The sequence below is a fragment of the Klebsiella sp. C360 genome (assembly GCF_048822415.1).
Classification (GTDB): Bacteria; Pseudomonadota; Gammaproteobacteria; order Enterobacterales; family Enterobacteriaceae; genus Klebsiella; species Klebsiella quasipneumoniae.
This window is the reverse complement of the sequence record NZ_JBMEZZ010000001.1, coordinates 23,362-49,457: the sequence shown is the minus strand read 5'-3', so window position 1 is coordinate 49,457 and position 26,096 is coordinate 23,362. Positions and strand designations below refer to the sequence as shown.

The 26,096-nt window shown below is 62.5% G+C and carries 23 protein-coding genes; 20 read left to right on the top strand and 3 right to left on the bottom strand.

Annotation, left to right across the window (positions count from 1 at the left end; translation table 11 throughout):
• The first annotated feature begins 9 nt into the window (after positions 1-9).
• Genes ACOI7D_RS00220 through ACOI7D_RS00200 form a run of 5 tightly spaced genes read left to right on the top strand, consistent with a single transcriptional unit; the run spans position 10 to position 4,126 of the window.
• Entirely contained in the window at positions 10-444 is a 435-nt protein-coding gene (locus tag ACOI7D_RS00220; protein ID WP_004190423.1) for a RidA family protein, read from the top strand.
• Positions 441-1,115, top strand: a complete 675-nt coding sequence (locus tag ACOI7D_RS00215) for a DUF1028 domain-containing protein (protein ID WP_044522615.1) — start codon at positions 441-443, stop codon at positions 1,113-1,115. Before ACOI7D_RS00220 ends, ACOI7D_RS00215 begins: the two co-directional genes overlap by 4 nt.
• Positions 1,093-2,277 (top strand): acetylornithine deacetylase, encoded by a 1,185-nt coding sequence (argE, locus tag ACOI7D_RS00210; protein ID WP_420663333.1) that lies wholly within the window; start codon positions 1,093-1,095, stop codon positions 2,275-2,277. The genes ACOI7D_RS00215 and argE overlap by 23 nt, the downstream gene beginning before the upstream one ends.
• 24 nt (positions 2,278-2,301) lie before the next feature.
• Positions 2,302-3,120 (top strand): phytanoyl-CoA dioxygenase family protein, encoded by an 819-nt coding sequence (locus tag ACOI7D_RS00205; protein WP_044522619.1) that lies wholly within the window; start codon positions 2,302-2,304, stop codon positions 3,118-3,120.
• A gap of 22 nt (positions 3,121-3,142) precedes the next feature.
• On the top strand, positions 3,143-4,126 hold the full coding sequence (locus tag ACOI7D_RS00200) for a zinc-dependent alcohol dehydrogenase family protein (RefSeq protein ID WP_162543131.1): 984 nt from the start codon (positions 3,143-3,145) through the stop codon (positions 4,124-4,126).
• A 2-nt stretch (positions 4,127-4,128) separates the two neighbouring features.
• Here the strand turns inward: ACOI7D_RS00200 and tynA are convergent, their stop codons facing one another.
• Together tynA and paaZ are read right to left on the bottom strand one after the other, a co-directional pair.
• Positions 4,129-6,396 (bottom strand): primary-amine oxidase, encoded by a 2,268-nt coding sequence (tynA, locus tag ACOI7D_RS00195; protein WP_109547420.1) that lies wholly within the window; start codon positions 6,394-6,396, stop codon positions 4,129-4,131.
• 1,039 nt (positions 6,397-7,435) lie between these two features.
• Positions 7,436-9,481, bottom strand: coding sequence for a phenylacetic acid degradation bifunctional protein PaaZ (gene paaZ, locus ACOI7D_RS00190; RefSeq protein WP_109547418.1), 2,046 nt, complete (start codon positions 9,479-9,481; stop codon positions 7,436-7,438).
• Positions 9,482-9,767: 286 nt separating this feature from the next.
• Between paaZ and paaA the strand changes: the two genes are divergently transcribed.
• From paaA to ACOI7D_RS00120, 14 genes are all read left to right on the top strand, one after another.
• Positions 9,768-10,697 carry a 1,2-phenylacetyl-CoA epoxidase subunit PaaA gene (paaA, locus tag ACOI7D_RS00185; protein ID WP_244341717.1) on the top strand — a complete coding sequence of 310 codons (930 nt, stop codon included), beginning with the start codon at positions 9,768-9,770 and terminating at the stop codon, positions 10,695-10,697.
• 11 nt (positions 10,698-10,708) lie between these two features.
• A complete protein-coding gene (paaB, locus tag ACOI7D_RS00180; RefSeq protein ID WP_023289451.1) occupies positions 10,709-10,996 on the top strand; it encodes a 1,2-phenylacetyl-CoA epoxidase subunit PaaB in 288 nt (95 codons plus the stop codon).
• 7 nt (positions 10,997-11,003) lie between these two features.
• The gene (gene paaC, locus ACOI7D_RS00175) at positions 11,004-11,759 is read left to right on the top strand and encodes a 1,2-phenylacetyl-CoA epoxidase subunit PaaC (RefSeq protein WP_109547416.1); all 756 of its coding nucleotides are present in this window, start codon (positions 11,004-11,006) and stop codon (positions 11,757-11,759) included.
• Between the two features lie 11 nt (positions 11,760-11,770).
• On the top strand, positions 11,771-12,268 hold the full coding sequence (gene paaD, locus ACOI7D_RS00170; RefSeq protein WP_023289453.1) for a 1,2-phenylacetyl-CoA epoxidase subunit PaaD: 498 nt from the start codon (positions 11,771-11,773) through the stop codon (positions 12,266-12,268).
• Positions 12,269-12,275: 7 nt separating this feature from the next.
• The gene (gene paaE, locus ACOI7D_RS00165) at positions 12,276-13,346 is read left to right on the top strand and encodes a 1,2-phenylacetyl-CoA epoxidase subunit PaaE (RefSeq protein ID WP_023289454.1); all 1,071 of its coding nucleotides are present in this window, start codon (positions 12,276-12,278) and stop codon (positions 13,344-13,346) included.
• Positions 13,343-14,110, top strand: coding sequence for a 2,3-dehydroadipyl-CoA hydratase PaaF (gene paaF, locus ACOI7D_RS00160; RefSeq protein ID WP_109547415.1), 768 nt, complete (start codon positions 13,343-13,345; stop codon positions 14,108-14,110). Before paaE ends, paaF begins: the two co-directional genes overlap by 4 nt.
• 2 nt (positions 14,111-14,112) lie before the next feature.
• Positions 14,113-14,901 (top strand): 2-(1,2-epoxy-1,2-dihydrophenyl)acetyl-CoA isomerase PaaG, encoded by a 789-nt coding sequence (gene paaG / locus ACOI7D_RS00155; RefSeq protein ID WP_050534152.1) that lies wholly within the window; start codon positions 14,113-14,115, stop codon positions 14,899-14,901.
• Complete coding sequence (locus tag ACOI7D_RS00150) at positions 14,902-16,326, top strand: 3-hydroxyacyl-CoA dehydrogenase (protein ID WP_162543129.1); 1,425 nt, start codon at positions 14,902-14,904, stop codon at positions 16,324-16,326.
• Positions 16,316-16,738, top strand: coding sequence for a hydroxyphenylacetyl-CoA thioesterase PaaI (gene paaI / locus ACOI7D_RS00145; RefSeq protein ID WP_023289458.1), 423 nt, complete (start codon positions 16,316-16,318; stop codon positions 16,736-16,738). Before ACOI7D_RS00150 ends, paaI begins: the two co-directional genes overlap by 11 nt.
• Complete coding sequence (gene pcaF / locus ACOI7D_RS00140; RefSeq protein WP_044522629.1) at positions 16,738-17,943, top strand: 3-oxoadipyl-CoA thiolase; 1,206 nt, start codon at positions 16,738-16,740, stop codon at positions 17,941-17,943. Before paaI ends, pcaF begins: the two co-directional genes overlap by 1 nt.
• A 26-nt stretch (positions 17,944-17,969) precedes the next feature.
• The gene (gene paaK / locus ACOI7D_RS00135; RefSeq protein WP_048297408.1) at positions 17,970-19,286 is read left to right on the top strand and encodes a phenylacetate--CoA ligase PaaK; all 1,317 of its coding nucleotides are present in this window, start codon (positions 17,970-17,972) and stop codon (positions 19,284-19,286) included.
• A gap of 99 nt (positions 19,287-19,385) precedes the next feature.
• Positions 19,386-20,312 (top strand): phenylacetic acid degradation operon negative regulatory protein PaaX, encoded by a 927-nt coding sequence (gene paaX, locus ACOI7D_RS00130; protein ID WP_072199087.1) that lies wholly within the window; start codon positions 19,386-19,388, stop codon positions 20,310-20,312.
• 9 nt (positions 20,313-20,321) lie between these two features.
• Complete coding sequence (gene paaY, locus ACOI7D_RS00125) at positions 20,322-20,918, top strand: phenylacetic acid degradation protein PaaY (RefSeq protein WP_023289462.1); 597 nt, start codon at positions 20,322-20,324, stop codon at positions 20,916-20,918.
• Between the two features lie 11 nt (positions 20,919-20,929).
• Entirely contained in the window at positions 20,930-21,337 is a 408-nt protein-coding gene (locus ACOI7D_RS00120; RefSeq protein ID WP_023289463.1) for a GFA family protein, read from the top strand.
• 36 nt (positions 21,338-21,373) lie between these two features.
• Here the strand turns inward: ACOI7D_RS00120 and azoR are convergent, their stop codons facing one another.
• Positions 21,374-21,979, bottom strand: coding sequence for an FMN-dependent NADH-azoreductase (azoR, locus tag ACOI7D_RS00115; protein ID WP_002902889.1), 606 nt, complete (start codon positions 21,977-21,979; stop codon positions 21,374-21,376).
• A gap of 203 nt (positions 21,980-22,182) precedes the next feature.
• On the opposite strand from azoR, the gene hrpA reads away from it, so the two are divergent.
• A complete protein-coding gene (hrpA, locus tag ACOI7D_RS00110) occupies positions 22,183-26,085 on the top strand; it encodes an ATP-dependent RNA helicase HrpA (protein WP_048334923.1) in 3,903 nt (1,300 codons plus the stop codon).
• The last annotated feature ends 11 nt before the right edge of the window (positions 26,086-26,096 follow it).

Here is a 26,096-nt window from a genome sequence, read left to right as displayed (position 1 = left end):
AGTGCTTTGATGCCAACCCATACCCGTATTCGCATGTTTAACACCAAAGAGACCTACCCGAACCAGGCGCTGAATAACGATCTGTGCCAGGCGGTGCGGGCGGGGAATACCGTCTACGTTCGCGGCCAGGTCGGCACCGATTTCGCCGGCAACCTAATCGGCCTCGGCGACCCGCGGGCCCAGGCGGAGCAGGCGATGAAGAATGTCGAACAGCTGCTGAAAGAGGCCGGCAGCGACCTCTCGCATATCGTCAAGACCACCACTTATCTGATCGACCCCCGCTATCGCGAGCCGGTCTATCAGGAGGTGGGCAAATGGTTGAAAGGGGTCTTCCCCATCTCCACCGGGGTGGTGGTGTCGGCCCTGGCGCAGCCGCAGTGGCTGATGGAGATTGACGTCACGGCGGTGATCCCCGACGACTGGCAGGGGGAGGCGGCAGAATGACCCTCTCCCTTACCGCCCGCTGCCCGGAAACGGGTCAGTTGGGCATCGCCATTAGTTCATCGAGCATGGCCGTCGGGTCGCGCTGTCCATGGCTGCTGCCCGGCGTGGGGGCGGTTTCCAGCCAGAATATTACCCTGCCGTCGCTGGGGCCGCAGATCCTCAGCGCGATCGAGGCGGGGGCCAGCGTTGAGCAGGCCATGAAGCAGGCTCTGGCGGAGGATCGCTTCCGCGAATATCGCCAGGTCGCAGCGATTGACGCCAACGGCGACACAGCGGTGTTCAGCGGGGAGTTCACCCTCGGGATCGGCGGCGCCCTGGCGGGGGATAACTGCGTGGCGGCGGGCAATATGCTGGCCAGTCAGGGCGTGATCGCCGCGATGGTGGGCGCCTTTGAGGCCGCCACCGGTGAGCTGGCCAGCCGGCTGCTGGCCGGGCTGCGCGCCGGGATCGTCGCCGGGGGCGAGGCCGGCCCGGTCCACTCGGCGGCGGTGAAGGTGGTGGATGATTACCCGTGGCCGGTGGTCGACCTGCGCATTGACTGGGCGGAGGCGGATCCGCTGGCGGCCCTTGAGCAGCTGTGGCTGGCGTGGGAGCCGCAAATGGAGGCCTATATTACCCGGGCGCTCGACCCGCGCGAGGCGCCGGCCTATGGCGTGCCTGGCGATGAATAACACGCCGGGAGCGATCCTTGCCGCGCTGCTGGCCTTTGATACCACCAGCCGCCATTCGAACCTGGCGATGATCGACTGGATCGCCGATTTTCTCGCCGCCCGCGGCGTGGCGTCCCGCCGCTTTTATGACCCGTCGGGCGGTAAGGCCAATCTCTACGCCCGGCTGGGGCCGTCCGGCGGCGGCGGAGTGATGCTCTCGGGCCACACCGACGTGGTCCCGGTGGACGGGCAGGACTGGAGCGTGCCGCCGTTTAGCCTGACCGAGCGCGATGGCCGCTACTACGGCCGCGGCAGCGCCGATATGAAGGGCTTTCTCGCCTGCGTGCTGGCGGCAGTGGATGACTTTCTGGCGGCGCCGCTGCGGATGCCATTGCATCTGGCCTTCTCTTATGATGAAGAGGTCGGCTGTCTCGGCGTGCGCAGCCTGGCGGCGTTTCTGCAGGCCTCGCCGGAGAAACCGGCGCTGTGCCTCATCGGCGAGCCGACGGAGATGCAGCCGGTGTTCGGTCATAAAGGCAAACTGGCCATGCGCTGCTGCATCGAGGGCCAGGCCTGCCATTCGGCCTATGCCCCACAGGGCGTGAACGCCATCCGCTACGCGGCCAGGCTGATTAACCGCCTGGATCGGCTTGGCGCGCGTCTGGCCCGGCAGCAGGACAGCCGCTTCTCGCCGCCCTTCAGCACCCTGCAGGTGGGCACCATTCAGGGCGGCGCCGCGCTGAACATCGTCCCGCAGTCCTGCCGCTTTGATTTTGAGATCCGCTACCTGCCGGGGATGCGTCCCGAAGCGGTCACCGAGGCGCTGGCGGCCTCCGCCCGCCGCCGGCTGCTGCCGGAGATGCGCCGGGTCGGCGGCGGGAGCGACATCCAGTTTCAGCTGTTGAGCCACTACCCGCCGCTGCTCAGCGATCCGCAGTCCGACTTCGCCCGCTGGCTGGCGCAGTGGTGCGGCAGCGATCGGTTTTCCACCGTGGCGTTCGGCACCGAAGGGGGGCTGTTCGATGAGATGGGCGTCGCGACCCTGGTCTGCGGGCCGGGCAGCATGGCCCAGGGCCACAAGGCCGATGAGTACATCAGCATCGACCAGACCGAACGCTGTATGACGATGCTGGGCCAGCTGTGCGCCTGGATGCGCGCCGAGCCCGCAGAACCGCTTACCTGATCCACCCACACAGGAACCCAAGCGATGCACAATCAACACTCTCCCCATATCGATCAAGCGACTGTCGACCGCTGGCAGGCGGATGGCGTGGTATTACTGAAGGGCGTTTTTACCCCCTGGGTTGAGCGCCTCGCCGAGGGGGTCACGGCGCTGATGGCCAGCCCCAGCGAATATGGTCATGCGCGCACGGTGATCCCCAAAGATGGCTCGCCGCCTTTCTTTCAGGATTACTGTAACTGGTCGCGGATCCCGGCGTTTAGCGAGTTTGTCTTCCAGTCGGCAGCCGCGGAGATCGCCGCGGCGCTGATGCAGTCGCAGACGGCGAAATTTTTCCATGAGCATACGCTGGTCAAACCCGCCGGAGGCAGCACGGTCACCCCCTGGCATCATGATCAGCCGTACTATTGCGTCTCCGGCCGGCAGAACGTCAGCTTCTGGATCCCGCTGGACCCGGTAGCGGAGGCCACCTCGCTGCGCTGCATTCGCGGGTCGCATCGCTGGGAGGCGGAGTACAGTCCCACCCGCTTCAATGGCACAAAGCTCTACGAACACACCCGGTTCAGCGCGCTGCCGGATATCGACGCCCATGAGGATGAGTACGATATCGTCAGCTGGGCGCTGGAGCCGGGGGACGCGGTGGCCTTCCATTTTCGCACCGTCCATGGCGCCCGCGGCAACCCCGGGGCGCGGGCGCGACGGGTCTTCTCCGCCCGCTGGGTGGGGGATGACGCCGCGTTTGCCGACCGCGGCGGCGTGACCTCGCCGCCGTTCCCCGAACTGACTCTGCGGGACGGCGACCCGCTGGATTCGCCACTGTTCCCCCAGGTCTGGCCACCGGCGTAAGCGGCTGCGGACGGGATCTGCTATGATCCCGCCTTTCGTTGTCTGGAGCCTGTCGATGTTCAATGACGCCATTGTTTATGACCGCTACGGGCCGCCGGCCGCGGTGCTATCGCTGAAACGCACCCCGCTGGCGCCGCTGGCCGGCGGACGGGTGCGGGTCAGGATGCGCTATGCCCCGGTGAATCCCTCAGATCTGATCCCCATTACCGGCGCCTATCGCCACCGTACCCGACTGCCGGCCGTGCCCGGCTACGAAGGCCTTGGCGAGGTGGTCGCCGCGCCGTTCGGCAGCCGACTGACCGCGGGCCAGCGGGTGCTGCCCCTGCGCGGGGGCGGCACCTGGCAGCGGTTTATCGATCTGGATGAGACCTGGCTGGTGCCGGTTCCCGCGGCGGTGGACGATCTGCTGGCCGCCCGCGGGTATATCAATCCGCTGACCGCGATGCTGATGCTCAGACGCTGGCCGGTTGCCGGGAAACAGATCGTGCTGACCGCCGCCGCCTCCTCTTGCGCCAGCCTGCTGGGGCAGTGGGCGCTGGCCATGGGCGCCCGTTCGGTAAGCGGGATTATTCGCTCGCCGCAGCATCGGGCGCGTCTGGAGCAGGCCGGGATCTATCCGATCCTCGAGGCCGACCGGGCGCTGGTGGAGAAGGTCAGCCAGCACAGCGATCTGGTGTTTGACGCGGTGGGCGGGGAGCTGGGGAACACGCTGTTGTCGGTGCTGCCCGCGTCATCGACCCTGATCTCCTATGGCTTATTATCCGGACGGCCGCTGATCCAGACGCGCGCCAGCGCGGCGGTGCGCAAGTTTCATCTGCGGGAGGCGCTGCCTGGCCTCAGCGTGGCGGCATGGCGGGCGGCGTTCGACGAAATCTGGCAACGGCTGCCGACGACCACGCAACCGCCGGCCCGGCGGGTGGCGTTGAACGACTGGCGGGAGGCGATTGCCGCCGCCGGCCAGCCGGGAAGAGGCGGTAAAATCCTGCTCGATTTCACCGTGGGTTAAGATTACTGTTTCTTCTCGCCGAGGGTCGGCGTTTCGTCAAAGAAGTTCCATGGCTTCAGCAGGGCGTGCGCCCATTCGGTTGGCATGATCGGCCACTCTTCAGCCCGCGCCACGTGGGTGGTGCCGGTGGTGATCCACACCACGTCATCCTGGTGCGTCAGCGACTCATCGTCCTTCGCATACTGGCCTAACCCGGTATCGTGAGCGGAGCGGTTGGGGTATTTGCCTTCCGGATAGCGTTCGCTCGGGTGGTAGCGCGTCACCCACAGCTGTTTATCCATAAAGCTCAGACGATGGTAGATCCACTCGTCCGGGGCGAATTTGGCGCCGGTCGCCGCCGGATGGGTGCCGCCGGCGTAAGGGATGATCTGGTAAGAGACCGGGTTGCCCATGCGGTTCTCTTTGCTGGTGTTGCTCAGCAGGCGAATCGTGCCCGGGTCGAATTTCTGCGCCGCTTTCTGTTCGCTGTCGATCGTGTACTGATTCACCTGCATGGTGCTGGTGCGCGGGCCGCCGGCGGTGTTGGGCTTCACCTCCGGGTCCATCGCCACCAGGGTGTTGTTTTCGCCGTCCACGTCGAGGTCGAGGCGGAAGTTATAGATATGCTGGTGGGTGGTGCCGACAATATTATGGTCGATCAGCGTTCCGTAGCGGGTATCCTCTTTGGCGCTGGGGTCGTGCATGGTCTTCGCCAGCACGCCTTTCACCGCCTCAATCCCGGTGGCGCCGGCGTCGATACCGATGGTGCCGTTGTCGTGGAATATCCAGTCAAAGATATAGTCGTAGTTGCCGACGGTGCTGATCCAGCGCACCACCAGCTCCCGGCGCTCGGTACTGACGTTGGGCTTGCCCATCTCCAGGTGCTTATATTCCGGCCCGGCGTAGCGCTCGAAGATGGCGACAGCGTGCGGGATGGTGGTCGGCGCGCCGGTGTAGTCGGCGATGGTTTCATCCAGCAGCACCGCATTCGACGGCGCGTCTTTGCCGCGTACAATCGGCGAGGTCAGGGTGCCCATGCCGTAATCGCCGGAGTCCAGATAGGCTTTGAAATACCAGCCGACGTCGGGGTCGCCGTAGGGGACGATCATCCCGCCGAGGGAACCTTCATACATCACCTGGCGTTTTTTGCCATTATCGTTGTAGGTCACCGTCGAGAGGATGGGCCCGACGCGCGAGTTAAGACGCAGGTGGAAATCCCAGTTCCGCCAGTGAATGGTATCCCCGGTAATGGTGTAGTTTTTGCCTTCCGGTTCAGTAATATCCAGCGGTTTCACCGCCGGGGCGTTGCGGTCCCGGCCATCATACGGCCGCGGTTCCATCGGCACCGGGATCACCGGGCCTTCCTCGATTTTGATGATTTTCTTCGCTTCCAGGTCGACCACCGCCACCAGGTTTTCAATCGGGTGCGCCCAGTAGTTGCCGTCGCCGGTATCGAGATAGCTGACCACCTTCAGCAGGCGCGCATCCTGCTGCAGACCATCTTTGCCATCGAAGTAGCCAACGGTGAGCGGGGTGGTGACCACTTTTCCAGGATCGGTAATCCCGTGCTTTTTCAGCACCGCCGCGAATTCACTGCTGGCGTTGATGATGTTTTGCACGCTGGCGAAATCATCGAGCAGCACCATGCCGTGGGCGCCTTTGATCGGCGTCCATGAGAGGATTTTTTTGTGTTGCAGATCGACCACGGCCTCCATCACCTGTTTGCCATCCAGCATCACCACATCGGCAGTGCGCGGCGCATCCACTGGCGTACCCTGCAGGGCGAAGGCCCATACCGCCGCTTTATCCGGCTCATGCAGGGAAATTTCGCTAAACCGGGTATTAGGCTGGAATTCCGGCGCGGCTTTGACAATGGTCACCGCGTCGCTGATTTCCGCCGCCGAGAGCGAGTTTAATGGGTGAGGGCGCTTTTCCACCTGGAAGGTCTGGTCGAGACCGGACTGGAACACGTCGTTGATAAAGGTATCGGAGACCCAGGCTTTACCGTCCTTCATCACCACCGGCACCGGCAGATCAAGGGTTTTGCCGTTGACGATCGCGGTTTTAGCACCGGGCTTCACTTTGACGTAAGCGCCGTCTTTTATCAGGGTAAACATTTGCGCATAGTCGTCCCACTGCACGTCAGCGCCAAACGCCTCCAGCGTTTTATCCAGTGGCACCATGTGCGCTTCGCTGCCGTGAGCGAAGACCGGGGATTGCCAGGCGCAAACCACCGCCACGGCCAGCGCCAGCGCGGTTTTACGAGGGGAAAATTTCAAGCCGTTTGCCATGATGACCTCATCTTATTGTTGTGTTGTCTTATGCCGCTGCGAATGTCGGCTTTGTCACCCTTAAGCTACCAGCCCGCGGCGCCGGGGCGTTTGTTTGCTCTTGCCAGGTTATTTGTCAGGTTTGCCAGACGGACGTAAAAAATGCCTCCGCAGAGGCATGGAGCACGTGCGCCGATTATATTGCCGGGTGGCGGCTGCGCCTTACCCGGCCTACCTGTCCGGGTCTGACTGCCAGTAGGCCCGTGCAAGCGCAGCGCCGCCGGGCAAGGACAGCAGGCACGGAGCCGGTTTTGTGCCGGGTGGCGGCTGCGCCTTACCCGGCCTACCTGTCCGGGTCTGACTGCCAGTAGGCCCGCGCAAGCGCAGCGCCGCCGGGCAAGGACAGCGGGCACGGAGCCGATTTTGTGCCGGGTGGCGGCTGCGCCTTACCCGGCCTACCTGTCCGGGTCTGACTGCCAGTAGGCCCGCGCAAGCGCAGCGCCGCCGGGCAAGGACAGCGGGCACGGAGCCGATTTTGTGCCGGGTGGCGGCTGCGCCTTACCCGGCCTACCTGTCCGGGTCTGACTGCCAGTAGGCCCGCGCAAGCGCAGCGCCGCCGGGCAAGGACAGCGGGCACGGAGCCGATTTTGTGCCGGGTGACGGCTGCGCCTTACCCGGCCTACCTGTCCGGGTCTGACTGCCAGTAGGCCCGCGCAAGCGCAGCGCCGCCGGGCAAGGACAGCGGGCACGGAGCCGATTTTGTGCCGGGTGGTGGCTGCGCCTTACCCGGCCTACCTGTCCGGGTCTGACTGCCAGTAGGCCCGCGCAAGCGCAGCGCCGCCGGGCAAGGACAGCGGGCACGGAGCCGGTTTTGTGCCGGGTGGCGGCTGCGCCTTACCCGGCCTACCTGTCCGGGTCTGACTGCCTGTAGGCCCGCGCAAACTACGCTGAAGCCGCAGATAACATAAAGGACTTCCCGCGGCGAAACCGTTGCACACCGCTTGCAGTCTCAATGGCTCAAGGTTCGGCCAACAGTGCGCCAGCGGTCTATTTTCCGCCATTACGCCGGGAAATCCCCCTGCTGGCGCGCCACCAGGGTCAGAATGGAATACAGCGCCACCGCCTGCTGGTGCTGGTTGAAAATCTCCACCGCCCATTCCACCACGCCGGTAGCTTTCTCCTCGGCGCTACGCTGACGTTTAACGGTTTTCCGCTTACAGGTCAGACGCACCTGGATGGTGTCTCCCGGCTTGACCGGTTCAATAAAGCGCAGGTTTTCCATGCCGTAGTTGGCGATAACCGGCCCGACGCCGGCATCGACGAACAGACCGGCCGCCGCGGAGATCAGGAAATAACCGTGGACCACGCGCTCGCCGAAAATCGAGTCGGCGGCGGCGATTTTGTCCATGTGGGCGTAGAAATGGTCGCCGCTCAGACAGGCGAAGTTAACGATATCCGCTTCGGTCAGGGTCCGCCGCGGGGTCAGCAAACTGTCGCCGGGCTGGATCTCTTCGAAATATTTGCGGAACGGGTGAATGCGGTCTTCGCTCACCTGGGCGCCGCGCACCCACTGCTGGCCAATGGTCGCCAGCATCGTCGGGCTGCCCTGGACGGCGGTGCGCTGCATATAGTGTTTCACCGAACGCAGTCCGCCGAGCTCTTCGCCGCCGCCGGCGCGGCCGGGGCCGCCGTGCACCAGCTGCGGCAGCGGCGAACCGTGGCCGGTTGACTCGACCGAGGACGCCTCGTTCAGTATCTGAATACGGCCATGGGCGCGGGCGGCGCCGAGGATAAACTCGCGCGCCAGTTCGCCGCTGGCGGTGACCAGGGTGCCCGCCAGGCTGCCGCCGCCGGCACGAGCCAGCGCCAGGGCATGCTGGCGATCCTGGTAGGGCATCAGGGTCGCCACCGGACCAAAGGCTTCAATGGCGTGAACCGCCGGGGTTTCATCCGGCTGCGCGCAGTAGAGCAGCGTCGGCGGGAAAAAGGCCCCGGCCGCGCTGAGGTCCGCCTGTCCGCCAAGCAGCGCTTCGCAGCCGGCGGCAATCAGTTTATTGACGCTCTCCTGAACGTCCTGACGCTGCTCGTGATTAACCAGCGCCCCCATCTTAATCCCTTCCTGCGCCGGGTCGCCGACGGTCACTTTATGCAGGCGGGCGATCAGCGCATCGCTAACCGCATTGATCTGCGCCAACGGGACGATGATGCGGCGGATAGCGGTACATTTTTGCCCGGCTTTCGCCGTCATCTCGCGGACCACTTCCCGGATAAACAGCGCGAACTCCGGCTGCTCCGGCTTGACGTCTTCGCCTAACACACAGCAGTTGAGCGAATCCGCTTCCATGGTAAAGGGAATCGATTTGGCCACCAGGTTGGGGTGCGACCGCAGCTGCTGGCCGGTGGCGGCTGAGCCGGTAAAGGTCACCACGTCCTGGCTGTCGAGATGGTCGAGCAGATCGCCCGCGCCGCCGCAAATCAGGCTGATGGCGCCTTCCGGCACCAGGCCGCTGTCGACAATCGCCTTCACCATGGCCTGGGTGAGCTGGGCGGTGGCGGTGGCCGGTTTAACGATCGCCGGCATGCCGGCCAGCCAGGTGGGGGCCAGTTTTTCCAGCATTCCCCAGCAGGGGAAGTTGAAGGCGTTGATATGCACAGCGACGCCTGATTTTGAGGTCAGCACGTGACGCGCGGCAAAACCGCCCTGTTTAGAGAGCGGGATCAGCTCGTCTTCCGGCCACAGGATATCGTCCGGCAGTTCGCGACTACCGAGCCCGGCATAGGCGAAAAGGGTGCCGATGCCGCCTTCGATATCCACCCAGCTGTCGGCGCGGGTGGCGCCGGTTTGCGCGGAAATCGCGTAGAACGGGTCTTTCTGCTCCAGCAGATGTTTCGCTACCGCTTTTAACATCGCGCTGCGTTCAATAAAGGTCATGGCTTGCAGAGCCTGACCGCCGCGCTCAATTGCGAAGCGGCGCGCCTGCGCCATATCCAGGCCTTCGCTGGTCACCTCCCACAGCGCCGCGCCGGTGATGGCGTGATGGATAGTACGGGCGCGGCCCCGGCCGGTCTGCCAGGCGCCGGATAAGTAGCTGGCTAACTGCTGCATCGCGAATCTCCAAATATGTTACGTGGAATGTCTATAAATAGTTCTTTTATGAATCATAAAATGCAAGCGCGTATTTAATAAATTATTAACATTGTGATCGCGATGACGTTATGTTTTTGGCCTAATTAACTGTATTTGTTGTGGTTTGCAAAAGGTTTTGCGGAGGCTATCACAAAAAGAGTAAACAAAATTTGTGGTTTTCTTTAACCAATATGTAACCTTCAATAAACAAAGTGATTCACATAAACGGTTGTGGTGTGAATATCGGAATCATAAAGGTGATGACGTGACAGAAGAACAACGCTTTGACCAGCGCATCGCGCAGGAAACGGCCATCGAACCGCAGGACTGGATGCCGGATGCCTATCGTAAAACCCTGATCCGTCAGATTGGTCAGCATGCGCACTCGGAAATCGTCGGCATGCTGCCGGAAGGCAACTGGATCACCCGGGCGCCCACTCTGCGCCGCAAAGCGATCCTGCTGGCTAAAGTGCAGGATGAGGCCGGCCACGGGCTGTATCTCTATAGCGCCGCGGAAACCCTCGGCTGCGCGCGGGAAGATCTGTATCAGAAGATGCTCGACGGGCAGATGAAATACTCCTCCATTTTTAACTACCCGACGCTGAGCTGGGCCGATATCGGCGTGATCGGCTGGCTGGTCGATGGCGCGGCCATCGTCAACCAGGTGGCGCTGTGCCGGACGTCCTACGGCCCCTATGCCCGGGCGATGGTCAAAATCTGCAAAGAAGAGAGCTTTCACCAGCGCCAGGGATTTGAAGCCTGCATGGCGCTGGCGCAGGGTAATGACGCCCAGCGACAGATGCTGCAGGACGCCATTAACCGCTTCTGGTGGCCGGCGCTGATGATGTTTGGCCCCAACGACGACAACTCGCCGAACAGCGCCCGCAGCATGGCGTGGAAAATCAAACTGCACTCCAACGACGAGCTGCGTCAACGCTTCGTCGACAACACCGTGCCGCAGGTGGCGATCCTCGGCATGACCGTCCCGGACCCGGAGTTGCACTTTGATGAAGCCAGCGGCCACTACCGCTTCGGCGAGATCGACTGGCAGGAGTTTAACGAGGTAATTAGCGGCCGTGGCGTGTGCAACCACGAGCGGCTGGCCGCCAAGCGTAAGGCCTGGGAAGAGGGCGAGTGGGTTCGCGAAGCCGCGCTGGCCCATGCGCAAAAACAGCAGGCCCGCAGCGTGGCATAAGGAGAGACAACATGAGCAAAGTTTACTGGCCGTTATATGAAGTGTTCGTTCGCAGCAAACAGGGGCTTTCCCATCGTCACGTCGGCAGCCTGCATGCCGCCGACGATCAAATGGCGCTGGAGAACGCCCGCGACGCCTACACCCGCCGCAGCGAAGGCTGCTCCATTTGGGTGGTGAAGGCCAGCGAAATCGTCGCCTCGCAGCCGGAAGCGCGCGGCGAATTCTTCGACCCGGCGGAAAGCAAAGTCTACCGTCATCCGACCTTCTATACCGTGCCGGACGGCATGGAACACATGTGAGGCGGCGATGAATAACCCCAATCCTGTAGCCACCTACGCTCTGCGTCTTGGCGACAACGGCCTGGTGCTGGCCCAGCGCTTAGGCGCCTGGTGCGGCCATGCCCCGGAGCTGGAGATCGATCTCGCATTGGCCAATATCGGCCTCGATCTGCTTGGCCAGGCGCGCAACTTTTTGAGTTATGCCGCCGAGCTTAACGGCTGCGGCGATGAAGATACCCTGGCCTTTGTCCGCGATGAGCGCCAGTTCAGCAACCTGCTGCTGGTGGAGCAGCCGAACGGCAATTTTGCCGACACCATCGCCCGCCAGTTCTTTATCGACGTCTGGCACGTCGCCCTGTACAGCCGGCTGGTGAACAGCCGCGACGCGCAGCTGCCGGCCATTGCCGCCAAAGGGCTGAAAGAGGTGCGCTACCACCAGCGCTTCAGCCGCGGCTGGCTGGAGCGTCTTGGTCACGGCACCGAGGTTTCAAATCGCAAAATGCAGCAGGCGGTCGACAATCTGTGGCGCTTTACCGGCGAACTGTTCCTTGCCGATGACCTGGAGCTCAGCCTGGCCGGGGAGGGCATTGCGGTTGATCCGCGCGAGCTTCAGGCCGAATGGCAAAGCACCGTACATACCGCGCTACTTGACTCAGGCTTATCGGTCCCGCAGGAAGCGGCCTTTCGCAGCGGCGGCAAACAGGGGCTGCACAGTGAACATCTCGGCCCGCTGCTGGCGGAGATGCAATATCTGCAGCGTTCCCATCCCGGCCTGCAGTGGTAAGGGAGGGGACGATGCAACGTTTAGATGACATCGCTCCCGCCGAGGTGCGCGCCATCTGGGGAGTGTTAAGCGCGATCCCGGATCCGGAAGTGCCGGTACTCACCATCACCGATCTCGGCATGGTGCGCAGCGTCGCGCGGCACGGCGACGGCTGGGTGATTGGCTTTACCCCGACTTATTCAGGGTGCCCGGCGACGGAGCATCTGCTGAGCGAGATCCGCGCGGTGATGAGCGAGCATGGTTATCTGCCGGTCCACATCGTCCTGCAGCTGGACCCGCCGTGGACCACCGACTGGATGAGCCAGGAGGCCCGCGAGCGACTGCGCCAGTACGGCATCAGCCCGCCGCAGGGGCACGCCTGCCACGCGGAAATGCCCGCCGAGGTGAGCTGTCCGCGCTGCGGCAGCACCCGCACCTCGCTGATTAGCGAATTCGGTTCCACGGCCTGCAAAGCGCTCTATCGCTGCGACAGCTGCCGGGAACCCTTTGATTACTTTAAATGTATTTGAGGTTGCCATGACGACGTTCCATGCGCTTAAGGTCGCGAGAGTCGAGCCGGAAACCCGCGATGCGGTGACCATTACGTTTGCGATTCCGCAAGCCCTGCAGGCGGAGTACTGCTTTCGTCCGGGCCAGCATCTGACGCTGAAAGCCCGACTGGGCGGTGAAGAGCTGCGCCGCTGTTACTCCATCTGCCGCAGCCCTACGCCGGGAGAGATCAGCGTCGCGGTCAAAGCCATCGACGGCGGGCGCTTCTCGCGCTTCGCCCAGCACGCTATCCAGCAGGGGATGGAGCTGGAGGTAATGGTGCCGCAGGGGCATTTCGGCTATCAGCCGCAGGCTGAACGGCAGGGCGACTATCTGGCGATCGCCGCCGGCTCCGGGATCACGCCGATGATGGCGATCGTTAGCGCCACCCTGGCCACCGAGCCGCACAGCCGCTTCACGCTGATCTACGGCAACCGCAGCAGCCACAGCATGATGTTCCGCCAGGCGCTGGCCGATTTAAAAGACCGCTATCCGCAGCGCCTGCAGGTGGTGCATCTGTTCAGCCAGGAGTCGATGGACAGCGATCTGCTGCAGGGGCGCATCGATGGCGACAAACTGCGCCAGCTCGCGGACCATCTGCTGGATTTCAGCCGTTTCGACGAGGCCTTTATCTGCGGCCCGGCGACAATGATGGATGAGGCGGAAACGACCCTGCGCGAGCTCGGCGTGCCGGAGCACGCCATTCATCTCGAACGCTTCAATACGCCGGGCGGCAGCGTTAAGCGCGCCGCCGGGGTGCAGGCGGAAGGGCGCACGGTAACCATCCGCCAGGACGGGCGCGATCGGCTGATCGCCCTCAGCGCCGAAGACGACAGCATTCTGGATGCCGCATTGCGCCAGGGGGCAGACCTGCCGTTTGCCTGCAAGGGCGGGGTGTGCGCCACCTGTAAATGTAAAGTGCTGCGCGGCGAAGTGGCGATGGCCGCCAACTATAGCCTCGAAGCGGATGAGCTGGCGGCGGGTTACGTGCTGAGCTGCCAGGCGCTGCCCACCAGCGGCGACGTGGTGGTCGACTTTGACGCGCGGGGGATGGCATGAGCGAGCTGATGATCCACCGCCATGGCCGGGTGCTGCAGCTGACGCTCAACCGTCCGCAGGCCCGCAACGCGCTGAACAATGCCTTATTAACCCGGATTGCCGAGGCGCTGGAGGCCGCGGCCGCTGATGACAACGTCAGCGTCTGCGTCATCAGCGGCAATCCGCGCTTCTTTGCCGCCGGAGCCGACCTGAACGAGATGGCGGAGAAAGATCTCCCGGCGACCCTGGATGATATCCGCCCGCGGCTGTGGGCGCGTATCGATGCCTTCCCCAAACCGCTGATCGCCTCGGTCAACGGTTACGCCCTCGGCGCGGGCTGCGAGCTGGCCCTGCTGTGCGACCTGATTGTCGCCGGGGACAACGCCCGCTTTGGCCTGCCGGAAATTACCCTCGGCATCATGCCGGGCGCTGGCGGCACCCAGCGTCTGATCCGCAGCGTTGGCAAGGCGCTGGCCAGCCGGATGGTGCTGAGCGGCGAGAGTATTGACGCCCGTCAGGCGCAGCAGGCCGGGCTGGTGAGCGATATCCATCCGGCGGCGTTAACCGATGAATATGCCCTGCAACTGGCGACCACCATCGCCCGCCACGCGCCGCTGGCGCTCCGGGCGGCGAAACAGTCGCTGCGCCTGTCGCAGGAGGTGAGCCTGCAGGCCGGTCTCCAGCAGGAGCGCCAGCTGTTCACCCTGCTGAGCGCCACCGAAGACCGCCGCGAAGGCATCGACGCCTTCATACAAAAACGTACCCCGGACTTTAAAGGACGCTAATCGTGGAAGCTTTCATTCTCAGCGCAGTGGAACAGGGCGTCATGACCATTACCCTCAATCGCCCGGACCGCCTCAACAGTTTTAACGACCTGATGCATCAACAGCTGGCGGAATGCCTGAAGCAGGCCGAGCGCGACGACGGCGTGCGTTGCCTGCTGATCACCGGCGCTGGCCGCGGCTTTTGCGCCGGCCAGGATTTGAACGACCGCAACGTCGACCCCAGCGGTCCGCCGCCGGATCTCGGCCTGTCGGTGGAACGCTTTTACAACCCGTTAGTGCGTCGTCTGGCGGCGCTGCCGAAACCGGTGATTTGCGCGGTCAACGGCGTAGCCGCTGGCGCAGGGGCCACCCTGGCGCTGGGCTGCGATATCGTGCTGGCCGCGCGTTCGGCCAAGTTTGTGATGGCCTTCAGCAAGCTCGGGCTGGTGCCGGACTGCGGCGGCAGCTGGTTCCTGCCGCGGGTGGCCGGCCGCGCGCGCGCCATGGGGCTGGCGCTGCTGGGCGATAGCCTCAGCGCGGAACAGGCCGCGCAGTGGGGGATGATCTGGCAGCTGGTGGATGATGCCGAACTGGCGGACACCAGTCTGCAGCTGGCGCGCCATCTGGCGGCTCAGCCGACGTTGGGTCTTGGGCTGATTAAAAAGGCGCTGCTGGCGGCGGAAACCAACGGTCTCGACGCGCAGCTGGACCTGGAGCGCGATTATCAACGCCTCGCCGGGCGCAGCGATGATTACCGCGAAGGGGTCAGCGCATTTCTGGCCAAACGGCCACCACAGTTCAGCGGGAAATAGATGATGACGACATCCATAGCCAACGTGGCGGTGATCGGCAGCGGCACCATGGGGGCCGGCATCGCCGAAGTGGCGGCTGCCGCCGGGCATCCGGTGCTGATTTACGACATTGATCATCAGGCCATCGCCCGGGCGATCGAGGGTATTGCCAGGCGGCTCGCCTCACGGGTCGAGCGCGGCAAACTGGCGTCAGAGCAGGCCGACGCGCTGCTGGCACGCCTGCATCCGGCCCACGATTTAGCCGCGCTGGCCGACGCAGATTTAGTGATCGAAGCGGCCTCTGAACGCCTGGAGGTAAAAACGGCGCTGTTCGCGCAGCTGGCGGCGATCTGCGCGCCGTCAACGTTGCTCACCAGCAACACCTCGTCGATTTCGATTACCGCCATCGCCGCCGGGGTAAAGCATCCCGAACGCGTCGCCGGGCTGCACTTCTTTAATCCGGCGCCGGTCATGAAGCTGGTGGAAGTCGTCAGCGGCCTGGCGACGTCTGCAGAAGTGGTGGAGCAGCTGTGCCAGTGCGTGAGCGGCTGGGGGAAACGGCCGGTGCGCTGCCGCTCGACGCCCGGCTTTATCGTTAATCGCGTGGCGCGTCCCTTCTACGCCGAAGCCTGGCGGGCGCTGGAGGAGCAGGTGGCCGCCCCGGAGGTTATCGATGCCGCTTTGCGTGACGGCGGCGGTTTCCCGATGGGGCCCCTGGCGCTGACGGACCTGATCGGCCAGGACGTCAACTTCGCCGTGACCTGCTCGGTATTTAACGCTTTCTGGCAGGACCGCCGCTACCTGCCATCGCTACTCCAGCAAGAGCTGGCGCTGGCCGGGCGGCTGGGCAAAAAGAGCGGCCATGGCGTCTATCGCTGGCCTGCGGAAGTCAGGACGGCGGCGGCGCTGCCGCCGGTTGCCCATGGCGCTCAATCCGTCATCACTATAAGTGACAGTGTCACTGAGCTGGACGAGCTGCTGTTGCTGGAGACCGAAGGCGAGACTGCCCTGGCGCTGAGCGTTAAGCATCGCCGTCCGGTGGTGGTGTATGACCTGTGCGCCAGCGATACGGTAGTGCTGGCCGCAGCGGCGACCAACGCGCCGGCGGCGACGGACAAAGCGGTGCACTACTTCCAGCAGCAGGGCAAGAACGTGCTGCGTATCGCCGATTATCCCGGCCTGCTGGTGTGGCGCACGGTGGCGATGCTGATTAACGAAGCGCTGGATGCACTACAGAAACGGGTGGCCAGCGCACAGGATATCGATACCGCCATGCGTCTGGGCGTCAATTACCCGCAGGGCCCGCTGGCGTGGGGGGACAGCCTCGGCTGGCGCCGCGTGCTGCGCCTGCTGGAGAACCTGCACCACCATTATGGCGAGGAGCGCTATCGCCCCGGCTCCCTGTTGCGCCAGAAGGCGCTGATGGAGAAGCACCATGAGCAATGACGCCTGGCGCAACGCGCGCGCGATGTATGAAAAAGATACCTGCGCCAGAACGATGGGGATCGAACTCATCGAAATGGACGACGGTTTTGCGCAGATGACCATGACCGTCTCGCCGGACATGCTTAACGGCCATCAAACCTGCCACGGCGGTCAGCTATTTACCCTTGCTGATACCGCTTTCGCCTACGCCTGTAACAGCCAGGGGCTGGCGGCGGTGGCTTCGGCGGCCAGCATTGATTTTCTCCGCCCGGCGTTTGCCGGCGACCGGCTGGTCGCCACCGCCAGAGTCAAACAGCAGGGCAAGCTGACCGGGGTCTACGACATTGAAATTGTTAATCAACAGCAAAAAATTGTGGCCCTCTTTCGCGGCAAATCGCACCGCATCGGCGGCACAATCACAGGAGAAGTGTAATGCGCGAGGCCTTTATTTGTGACGGGATCCGCACGCCGATTGGCCGCTACGGCGGCGCGCTGGCCAGCGTGCGCGCCGACGACCTGGCGGCGATCCCGCTGCGTGCGCTGCTGAGCCGCAACCCCAGGCTTGACCCGACCGCGATCGATGATGTGATTTACGGCTGCGCGAATCAGGCGGGCGAAGATAACCGCAATGTGGCGCATATGGCGACGCTGCTGGCCGGCTACCCGCATACGGTGCCGGGTACCACCCTCAACCGCCTGTGCGGCTCCGGGCTGGACGCCGTCGGTTTTGCCGCCCGGGCGATCAAAGCCGGCGATGCCGATCTGCTGATCGCCGGCGGCGTGGAGTCGATGTCGCGCGCGCCGTTTGTGATGGGGAAGGCCAGCGCGCCGTATCAGCGTCAGGCGGAGCTGTTCGACACCACCATTGGCTGGCGTTTTGTGAACCCGCTCATGGCGCAACACTTCGGAACTGACAGCATGCCGGAAACCGCCGAGAATGTAGCCGAATTGTTAAATATCAGCCGCGCCGATCAGGATGCTTTCGCCTGGCGCAGCCAGCAGCGCACGGCGCAGGCCCAGCGCGACGGCATTCTGGCGCAGGAGATCGTGCCGGTGCAGGTTGTCGGCCGGAAAGGGGCGCTTAGCGACGTGCGCGAGGATGAGCATCCGCGACCGGAAACCACGCTTGAGCAGCTGGCGCAACTGAAAGCGCCGTTCCGTCAAGGCGGCGTCATTACCGCGGGCAATGCTTCCGGCGTCAACGACGGCGCCGCGGCGCTGATCATCGCCAGCGAACAGCAGGCCGCTAGCCAGGGGCTCACGCCGCGGGCGCGGATCGTGGCGATGGCGACGGCGGGCGTCGAGCCGCGCCTGATGGGGCTGGGGCCGGTACCGGCGGTGCGTAAAGTGCTGGAGCGGGCGGGGCTCAATATTAACGATATGGATCTGATTGAGCTGAATGAGGCCTTCGCCGCCCAGGCGCTGGGGGTGCTCAGACAGCTCGGCGTGCCGGACGATGCGGCGCATGTGAATCCCAACGGCGGCGCCATCGCTTTAGGCCATCCGCTGGGCATGAGCGGCGCGCGTCTGGCGCTGAGCGCCAGCCTTGAGCTGCAGCGCCGCGGCGGGCGCTATGCGTTGTGTACGATGTGTATTGGCGTGGGTCAGGGCATCGCCATGATCCTCGAGCGAGTGTGAGCTAATTTACCTGCGAGTACCCTACAATGATAACTACTACAAAATTAGATCCGATTGAAACCGCCTCGCGTGATGAGCTGCAGGCCCTGCAAACCCAGCGTCTGAAGTGGACGCTGAATCATGCGTATAACAATGTGCCAATGTATCGTCGTAAATTCGACGCCGCAGGCGTGCACCCTGACGACTTCCGCGAACTGAGCGACCTGACCAAATTCCCGTGCACCACCAAACAGGATCTGCGCGACAACTATCCCTTCGATACCTTCGCGGTGCCGATGGAGCAGGTGGTGCGTATTCATGCCTCATCCGGCACCACCGGCAAACCGACGGTGGTGGGTTATACGCAAAACGATATTGATCACTGGGCCAATATCGTCGCCCGTTCGCTGCGCGCCGCCGGCGGCACGGCGAAAGATAAAATTCACGTCGCCTACGGCTACGGCCTGTTTACCGGCGGCCTTGGCGCGCACTACGGCGCGGAACGCTTAGGCGCGACGGTGATCCCGATGTCCGGCGGACAGACCGAAAAACAGGCGCAGCTGATCCGCGATTTCCAGCCGGATATGATCATGGTGACGCCGTCATACTGTCTGAATCTGATTGAAGAGCTGGAGCGCCAGATGGCCGGCGATGCCCGCGGCTGTTCATTACGCGTCGGCGTCTTTGGCGCCGAGCCGTGGACCCTGGCGATGCGCGCGGAGATCGAGCGCCGGCTGGGGATCACCGCCCTGGATATTTACGGTCTGTCAGAGGTGATGGGCCCGGGGGTGGCGATGGAGTGTCTGGAAACCGTTGACGGCCCGACCATCTGGGAAGACCACTTCTTCCCGGAAATCGTTAACCCGGACGACGGCACGCCGCTGGCCGATGGCGAACACGGCGAACTGCTGTTCACCACGCTGACCAAAGAGGCGCTGCCGGTGATCCGCTACCGTACCCGCGATCTGACGCGCCTGCTGCCGGGCACCGCGCGCACCATGCGCCGTATGGACCGCATCAGCGGACGCAGCGACGATATGCTGATCATCCGCGGGGTTAACGTCTTCCCGTCGCAGCTGGAAGAAGAGATCCTTAAGTTTGAACACCTGGCGCCGCACTACCAGCTGGAGGTGAATCGCCGCGGCCATCTCGATTCGCTGGCAGTGCGCGTGGAGCTGAAAGAGAGCGGGCTGGCGCTGAGTCACGAGCAGCGCTGCCAGATTTGTCACCAGCTGCGCCACCGCATTAAGTCGATGGTCGGGATCTCCACCGATATCACCATCGTCAACTGCGGCAGCATTCCGCGCTCTGAAGGCAAAGCCTGTCGCGTTTTCGACCTGCGTAAAGCGGTGGTCAGCGGTTAATTCTCTCCCCGATAACCCGGCTGAGGCCTTTACGCCGTAGGCCGGGTATTTCCTGTGCTATGATTCATAAAGGAAAAATATAACAACAGAATGAATCAGATGAGTAAACTCGACGCCTTTATTCAACAAGCGGTGACGGCGACGCCGATCAGCGGCACGTCATTAATCGCCTCGCTGTATGGCGACGCCTTATTACAACGCGGTGGGGAAGTGTGGCTGGGCAGCGTCGCGGCGCTGCTGGAAGGATTAGGCTTCGGCGAGCGTTTCGTCCGCACCGCGCTGTTCCGCCTCAATAAAGAGGAGTGGCTCGATGTCGTCCGTATCGGCCGCCGCAGCTTCTATCGTCTGAGCGACAAAGGGCTGCGCCTGACCCGACGCGCGGAACATAAAATTTATCGCGCGAACGCTCCGGAATGGGACGGCACCTGGCTGCTGCTGCTTTCGGAAGGCCTGGAGAAAAATGTGCTGGCCGACGTCAAAAAGCAGCTGCTGTGGCAGGGGTTTGGCGCGCTGGCGCCGAGCCTGTTAGCCTCGCCGTCGCAAAAGCTGGCGGATGTCCAGTCGCTGCTCCATGAAGCGGGCGTCGCCGAAAACGTCATCTGTTTTGAAGCTCACTCGCCGCTGGCGCTCTCCCGGGCGGCGCTGCGCAGCCGGGTGGAGGAGTGCTGGCATCTCACCGAACAAAACGAGATGTATGAGGCCTTTATCTCGTTATTCCGGCCGTTACTGCCGCTGCTGCGCGACTGCGACCCCGCGGAGTTAACGCCGGAACGCAGCTTTCAGATCCAGCTCCTGCTGATTCATTTCTATCGCCGGGTGGTGCTCAAAGATCCGCTGCTACCGGAAGAGCTGCTGCCGGCGCACTGGGCGGGGCAAACCGCCCGCCAGCTGTGTATCAATATTTACCAACGGGTGAGTCCCGGCGCGCTGGCGTTCGTCAGCGAGAAAGGTGAAAGCTCGGTCGGCGAGCTTCCCGCGCCGGGCCCGCTCTATTATCAGCGCTTTGGCGGTTTGCCGGGCGCATAAGGAGGTTGCATGCCGATTTATCAGATTGATGGACTGACCCCGGTGGTGCCGGAGGAGAGTTACGTCCACCCGACCGCGGTGTTGATTGGCGACGTGATCCTCGGCAAAGGGGTCTATGTTGGGCCCAACGCCAGCCTGCGCGGCGATTTTGGCCGCATCGTGGTCAAAGACGGGGCCAATATTCAGGACAACTGCGTGATGCACGGCTTCCCTGGCCAGGATACGGTGGTGGAAGAAGACGGACATATCGGCCACGGCGCTATTCTGCACGGCTGCGTGATTGGCCGCAACGCGCTGGTGGGGATGAGCGCGGTGATTATTGACGGGGCGACCATCGGCGAAAACAGCATTGTCGGCGCCTCGGCCTTTGTCAAAGCCAACGCTGAGATGCCCGCCAACCATCTGATCATCGGCAGCCCGGCAAAAGCGATTCGCGTCCTGAGCGAACAGGAGCTGGCGTGGAAAAAACATGGCACCCGTGAATACCAGGTGCTGGTGGAACGCTGTAAGCAGACGCTGCATCAGGTCGAGCCATTACGGGAAGTGGAAGAGGGGCGTAAGCGGCTGGAGTTTGATGAAAACCTGCGGCCAAAATCCTCAACCTGAGGGGGAAATATATGGCAGAGAAATTATCCGCTCACTGTCACTGCGGTGCGGTGGCGTTTACCGTTGAACTCAGCGACGGCTTCAATACCGCTCGGCGCTGTAACTGCTCATATTGTCGAATGCGCGGGGCGGTCGCGGTCTCTTCGCCGCGTTCAGGCATAGAGGTGGTACGCGGAAGGGATAAGCTCACCGAGTATCGCTTTAATACAGGGGAAGCCGTGCACTTTTTCTGCTCGGTATGCGGGATCTACACCTTTCATCAACGGCGTTCAAACCCACAGGAGTATGGGGTGAATGTGGCCTGCATTGACGGCGTTTCGCCTTTCGATTTTTCCTGCGTGGAGGTCAACGACGGGGTGAATCATCCAAACGATGGCGGCGGAGGCGTGGTGGGGTATTTGCGCTACGAGAAAAAGTAAAACACTCCTCCCGCAGGAAGCGAGAGGAGTGAAATATTAGGCTGCAACCACGCTGTCGATGGCCGCTTTTGCGTCAGACTGCGCTTTGGCCGCGACTTCCGGGCCGTAAGCGATACCTTCGGCGAACACGAAGTTCACGTCGGTGATGCCGATAAAGCCGAGGAAGGTGGACAGGTACGGGGTGACCAGGTCGGTCGGGGTATCTTTATGGATACCGCCGCGGCTGGTCACGACGACCGCGCGTTTACCGGTCACCAGACCTTCCGGCCCTTTTTCGGTGTAGCGGAAGGTCACGCCGGCGCGAGCCACCAGGTCAAAATAGTTTTTCAACTGCGTCGGAATGTTGAAGTTGTACATCGGCGCAGCGATAACAATCACATCATTGCCTTTCAGTTCGGCGATCAGCTCGTCGGAAAGGGCCAGCGCTTCCTGCTGACGCGGCGTCAGCGGCGCGTCGCTCGGACGCAGGGCGCCAACCAGTTCACCATCCAGAACCGGGATCGGATTAGCGGCCAGGTCACGCACGGTGATCTCGTCGCCCGGGTGTTTTTCCTGCCATTGTTCAACAAAATAGTCGGAAAGCTGACCAGATTGTGAGTACCCTGCCAGAATACTGGATTTCAGAACTAATACTTTGCTCATGGGTGTTTCCTTTTTTAATGTGATTGACGGGTCAGTGCCCTGGTGCTTGATGACACTGTATTCACAATCGCGCCACAGAGATAGCGCAATATATCGAATCCTATGTTCAGATTTTTTGAACAAGGCACGGATGACACAGATGTGGTACTCTAAGGCAATACTTCAAAAGAGATTTTCCCGGCAGAGCTCTGCCCGATAACGCTATGACAGAACAACAAAAAATCACCTTCCCCCAGCTTTATCAACAGCTCGACGGCCTGATGCTGCGCGACAAAACGCGCTTTGCCCGCCGTCTGCACGGCGTGAAGAAGGTTAAAAATCCTGAATCGCAACAGGCCATCCTCCAGGAGATGGCGCAGGAGATAAGCCAGGCAGCCGGTAAAGTCCTGCTGCGCGAAGCGGCGCGACCGGCCATCACCTATCCGGAAAACCTGCCGGTTAGCCAGAAAAAACAAGAAATTCTCGAGGCGGTACGCGATCACCAGGTGGTGATTGTCGCCGGGGAGACCGGTTCGGGTAAAACCACCCAGCTGCCAAAAATCTGCATGGAGCTGGGCCGCGGGCTGAAAGGGCTGATCGGCCATACCCAGCCGCGTCGTCTGGCCGCGCGAACCGTCGCCAACCGTATCGCCGAGGAGCTGCAAACGGAGCCGGGCGGTTGTATCGGCTATAAGGTCCGCTTTAGCGATCACGTCAGCGACAACACCATGGTCAAGCTGATGACCGACGGTATTCTGCTGGCGGAGATCCAGCAGGATCGCCTGCTGATGCAGTATGACACCATCATTATCGATGAAGCGCACGAGCGCAGCCTGAACATCGACTTCCTGCTCGGCTATCTGAAAGAGCTGCTGCCGCGCCGTCCTGACCTGAAAATCATCATCACCTCGGCGACTATCGACCCGGAACGTTTCTCAAAGCATTTCAATAATGCGCCGATTATCGAAGTCTCCGGGCGGACTTACCCGGTGGAAGTGCGCTACCGGCCGATAGTGGAAGAGGCGGACGATACCGAGCGCGATCAGCTGCAGGCGATCTTTGATGCCGTCGACGAGCTGGGGCGCGAAGGGCCAGGGGATATTCTGATCTTTATGAGCGGCGAGCGGGAGATTCGCGATACCGCCGATGCGCTGAATAAGCTGGATCTGCGCCATACCGAAGTGCTGCCGCTGTACGCTCGTTTGTCCAACAGCGAGCAGAACCGCGTCTTCCAGCCGCACAGCGGACGACGCATCGTGCTGGCGACCAACGTGGCGGAAACCTCGCTGACCGTGCCGGGCATTAAATACGTTATCGATCCCGGTACTGCGCGTATCAGCCGTTACAGCTACCGCACCAAGGTGCAGCGCCTGCCGATCGAGCCGGTTTCCCAGGCCTCCGCCAACCAGCGTAAAGGCCGCTGCGGCCGCGTCTCGGAAGGGATCTGTATTCGTCTTTATTCCGAAGACGATTTCCTGTCGCGCCCGGAATTTACCGACCCGGAAATTCTGCGCACCAACCTGGCGTCGGTCATCCTGCAGATGACCGCCCTGGGCTTAGGCGATATCGCCGCCTTCCCGTTTGTCGAAGCGCCGGATAAGCGCAATATCCAGGACGGCGTGCGCCTGCTGGAAGAGCTGGGCGCGATCACCACCGATGAGCAGGCCACCGCCTATAAGCTAACGCCGATGGGCCGCCAGCTCAGCCAGCTGCCGGTGGACCCGCGCCTGGCGCGGATGGTGCTGGAGGCGCAGAAGCACGGCTGCGTGCGGGAAGCGATGATCATCACCTCCGCGCTGTCGATTCAGGATCCGCGCGAGCGGCCGATGGATAAGCAGCAGGCCTCCGACGAGAAGCACCGCCGCTTTCACGATAAAGAGTCTGATTTCCTCGCCTTCGTCAATCTGTGGAACTACCTCGGCGAGCAGCAGAAGGCGCTGTCGTCGAATCAGTTCCGCCGCCAGTGCCGGGTCGATTTTCTGAACTATCTGCGCGTGCGCGAGTGGCAGGATATCTACACCCAGCTGCGTCAGGTGGTGAAAGAGCTTGGCCTGCCAATCAACAGCGAACCGGCGGAATACCGCGAGATCCATACTGCGCTGCTGACCGGTCTGCTGTCGCACATCGGCATGAAGGATGCCGATAAACAGGAGTTTACCGGCGCGCGGAACGCCCGCTTCTCCATCTTCCCGGGGTCCGGTCTGTTTAAAAAGCCGCCGAAGTGGACGATGGTGGCGGAACTGGTGGAAACCAGCCGGCTGTGGGGCCGCATTGCCGCCCGCATTGAGCCGGAGTGGGTGGAGCCGGTCGCGCAGCACCTGATCAAACGCTCATACAGTGAGCCGCACTGGGAGCGGGCGCAGGGCGCGGTGATGGCGACGGAAAAGGTCACCGTCTATGGCCTGCCGATCGTTGGCGCGCGTAAGGTCAACTACAGCCAGATCGATCCGGCGCTGTGCCGCGAGCTGTTTATCCGCCACGCGCTGGTGGAGGGTGACTGGCAAACGCGCCACGCCTTCTTCCGGGAGAACCTGAAGCTGCGGGCGGAAATCGAAGAGCTGGAGCATAAGTCGCGCCGCCGCGACATTCTGGTGGATGACGAGACCCTGTTCGAATTCTACGACCAGCGCATCAGCCACGACGTCATCTCCGCCCGGCATTTTGACGCCTGGTGGAAGCAGGCCAGCCGCGACACCCCGGATCTGCTCAACTTTGAGAAGAGCATGCTGATTAAGGAAGGGGCGGAGCAGGTCAGCAAACTGGACTATCCGAACTTCTGGCACCAGGGCAATCTGAAGCTGCGTCTGACCTATCAGTTCGAGCCGGGCGCCGACGCCGACGGCGTGACGGTGCATATTCCGCTGCCGCTGCTTAATCAGGTGGAGGAGGCCGGGTTTGAATGGCAGATCCCCGGTCTGCGCCGGGAGCTGATTATCGCCCTGATAAAATCGCTGCCGAAGCCGGTGCGGCGCAATTTCGTCCCGGCGCCCAACTATGCGGAAGCGTTTCTTGGCCGGGCGACGCCGCTGGAGCTGCCGCTGCTCGACTCCCTCGAGCGCGAACTGCGGCGGATGACCGGCGTGACCATCGACCGCGAAGCCTGGCAGTGGGATCAGGTGCCCGATCACCTGAAAATCACTTTCCGGGTGGTGGACGATAAAAACAAGAAGCTGCAGGAAGGGCGCTCGCTGCAGGCGCTGAAAGAGGCGCTGAAGGGCAAAGTTCAGGAGACGCTGTCGGCGGTCGCTGATGACGGCATCGAGCAGAGCGGGCTGCATATCTGGAGCTTTGGCACCCTGGCGGAGAGTTACGAACAGAAGCGCGGCAACTATAAGGTGAAAGCCTGGCCGGCGCTGGTGGACGAGCGCGACAGCGTGGCCATCAAGCTGTTTGATAATCCACAGGAACAGCAGCAGGCCATGTGGCGCGGTCTGCGTCGCCTGCTGCTGCTTAACATTCCGTCGCCGATTAAGTATCTGCACGAGAAGCTGCCGAACAAAGCCAAGCTCGGGCTCTATTTTAACCCGTACGGCAAAGTGCTGGATCTGATTGACGACTGCATCTCCTGCGGCGTTGATAAGCTTATCGACGAGGCGGGCGGGCCGGTGTGGACGGAAGAGGGCTTTAGCCAGCTGCATGATAAAGTTCGCGCCGAGCTCAACGAGACGGTCGTGGAGATCGCCAAACAGGTCGAGCAGATCCTCACCGCGGTGTTCAATATCAACAAACGGCTGAAAGGCCGGGTGGATATGACCATGGCGCTGGGGCTGTCGGACATCAAAGCGCAGATGGCGGGGCTGGTTTACCGCGGCTTTGTCACCGGCAATGGCTTCCGTCGTCTTGGCGATACGCTGCGCTATCTGCAGGCGATTGAAAAGCGTCTGGAGAAGATGGCTATCGATCCGCACCGCGACCGCGCGCAGATGCTGAAAATCGAGAGCGTGCAGCAGGCGTGGCAGCAGTGGCTGAATAAGCTGCCGCCGAACCGCCGTGAAGACGACGATGTCCGGGAGATCCGCTGGATGATCGAGGAGCTGCGGGTGAGCTTCTTCGCCCAGCAGCTGGGGACCCCGTACCCTATCTCGGACAAACGCGTGCTACAGGCGATGGAGCAGATTACGCCGTAACCTGGCCGGTT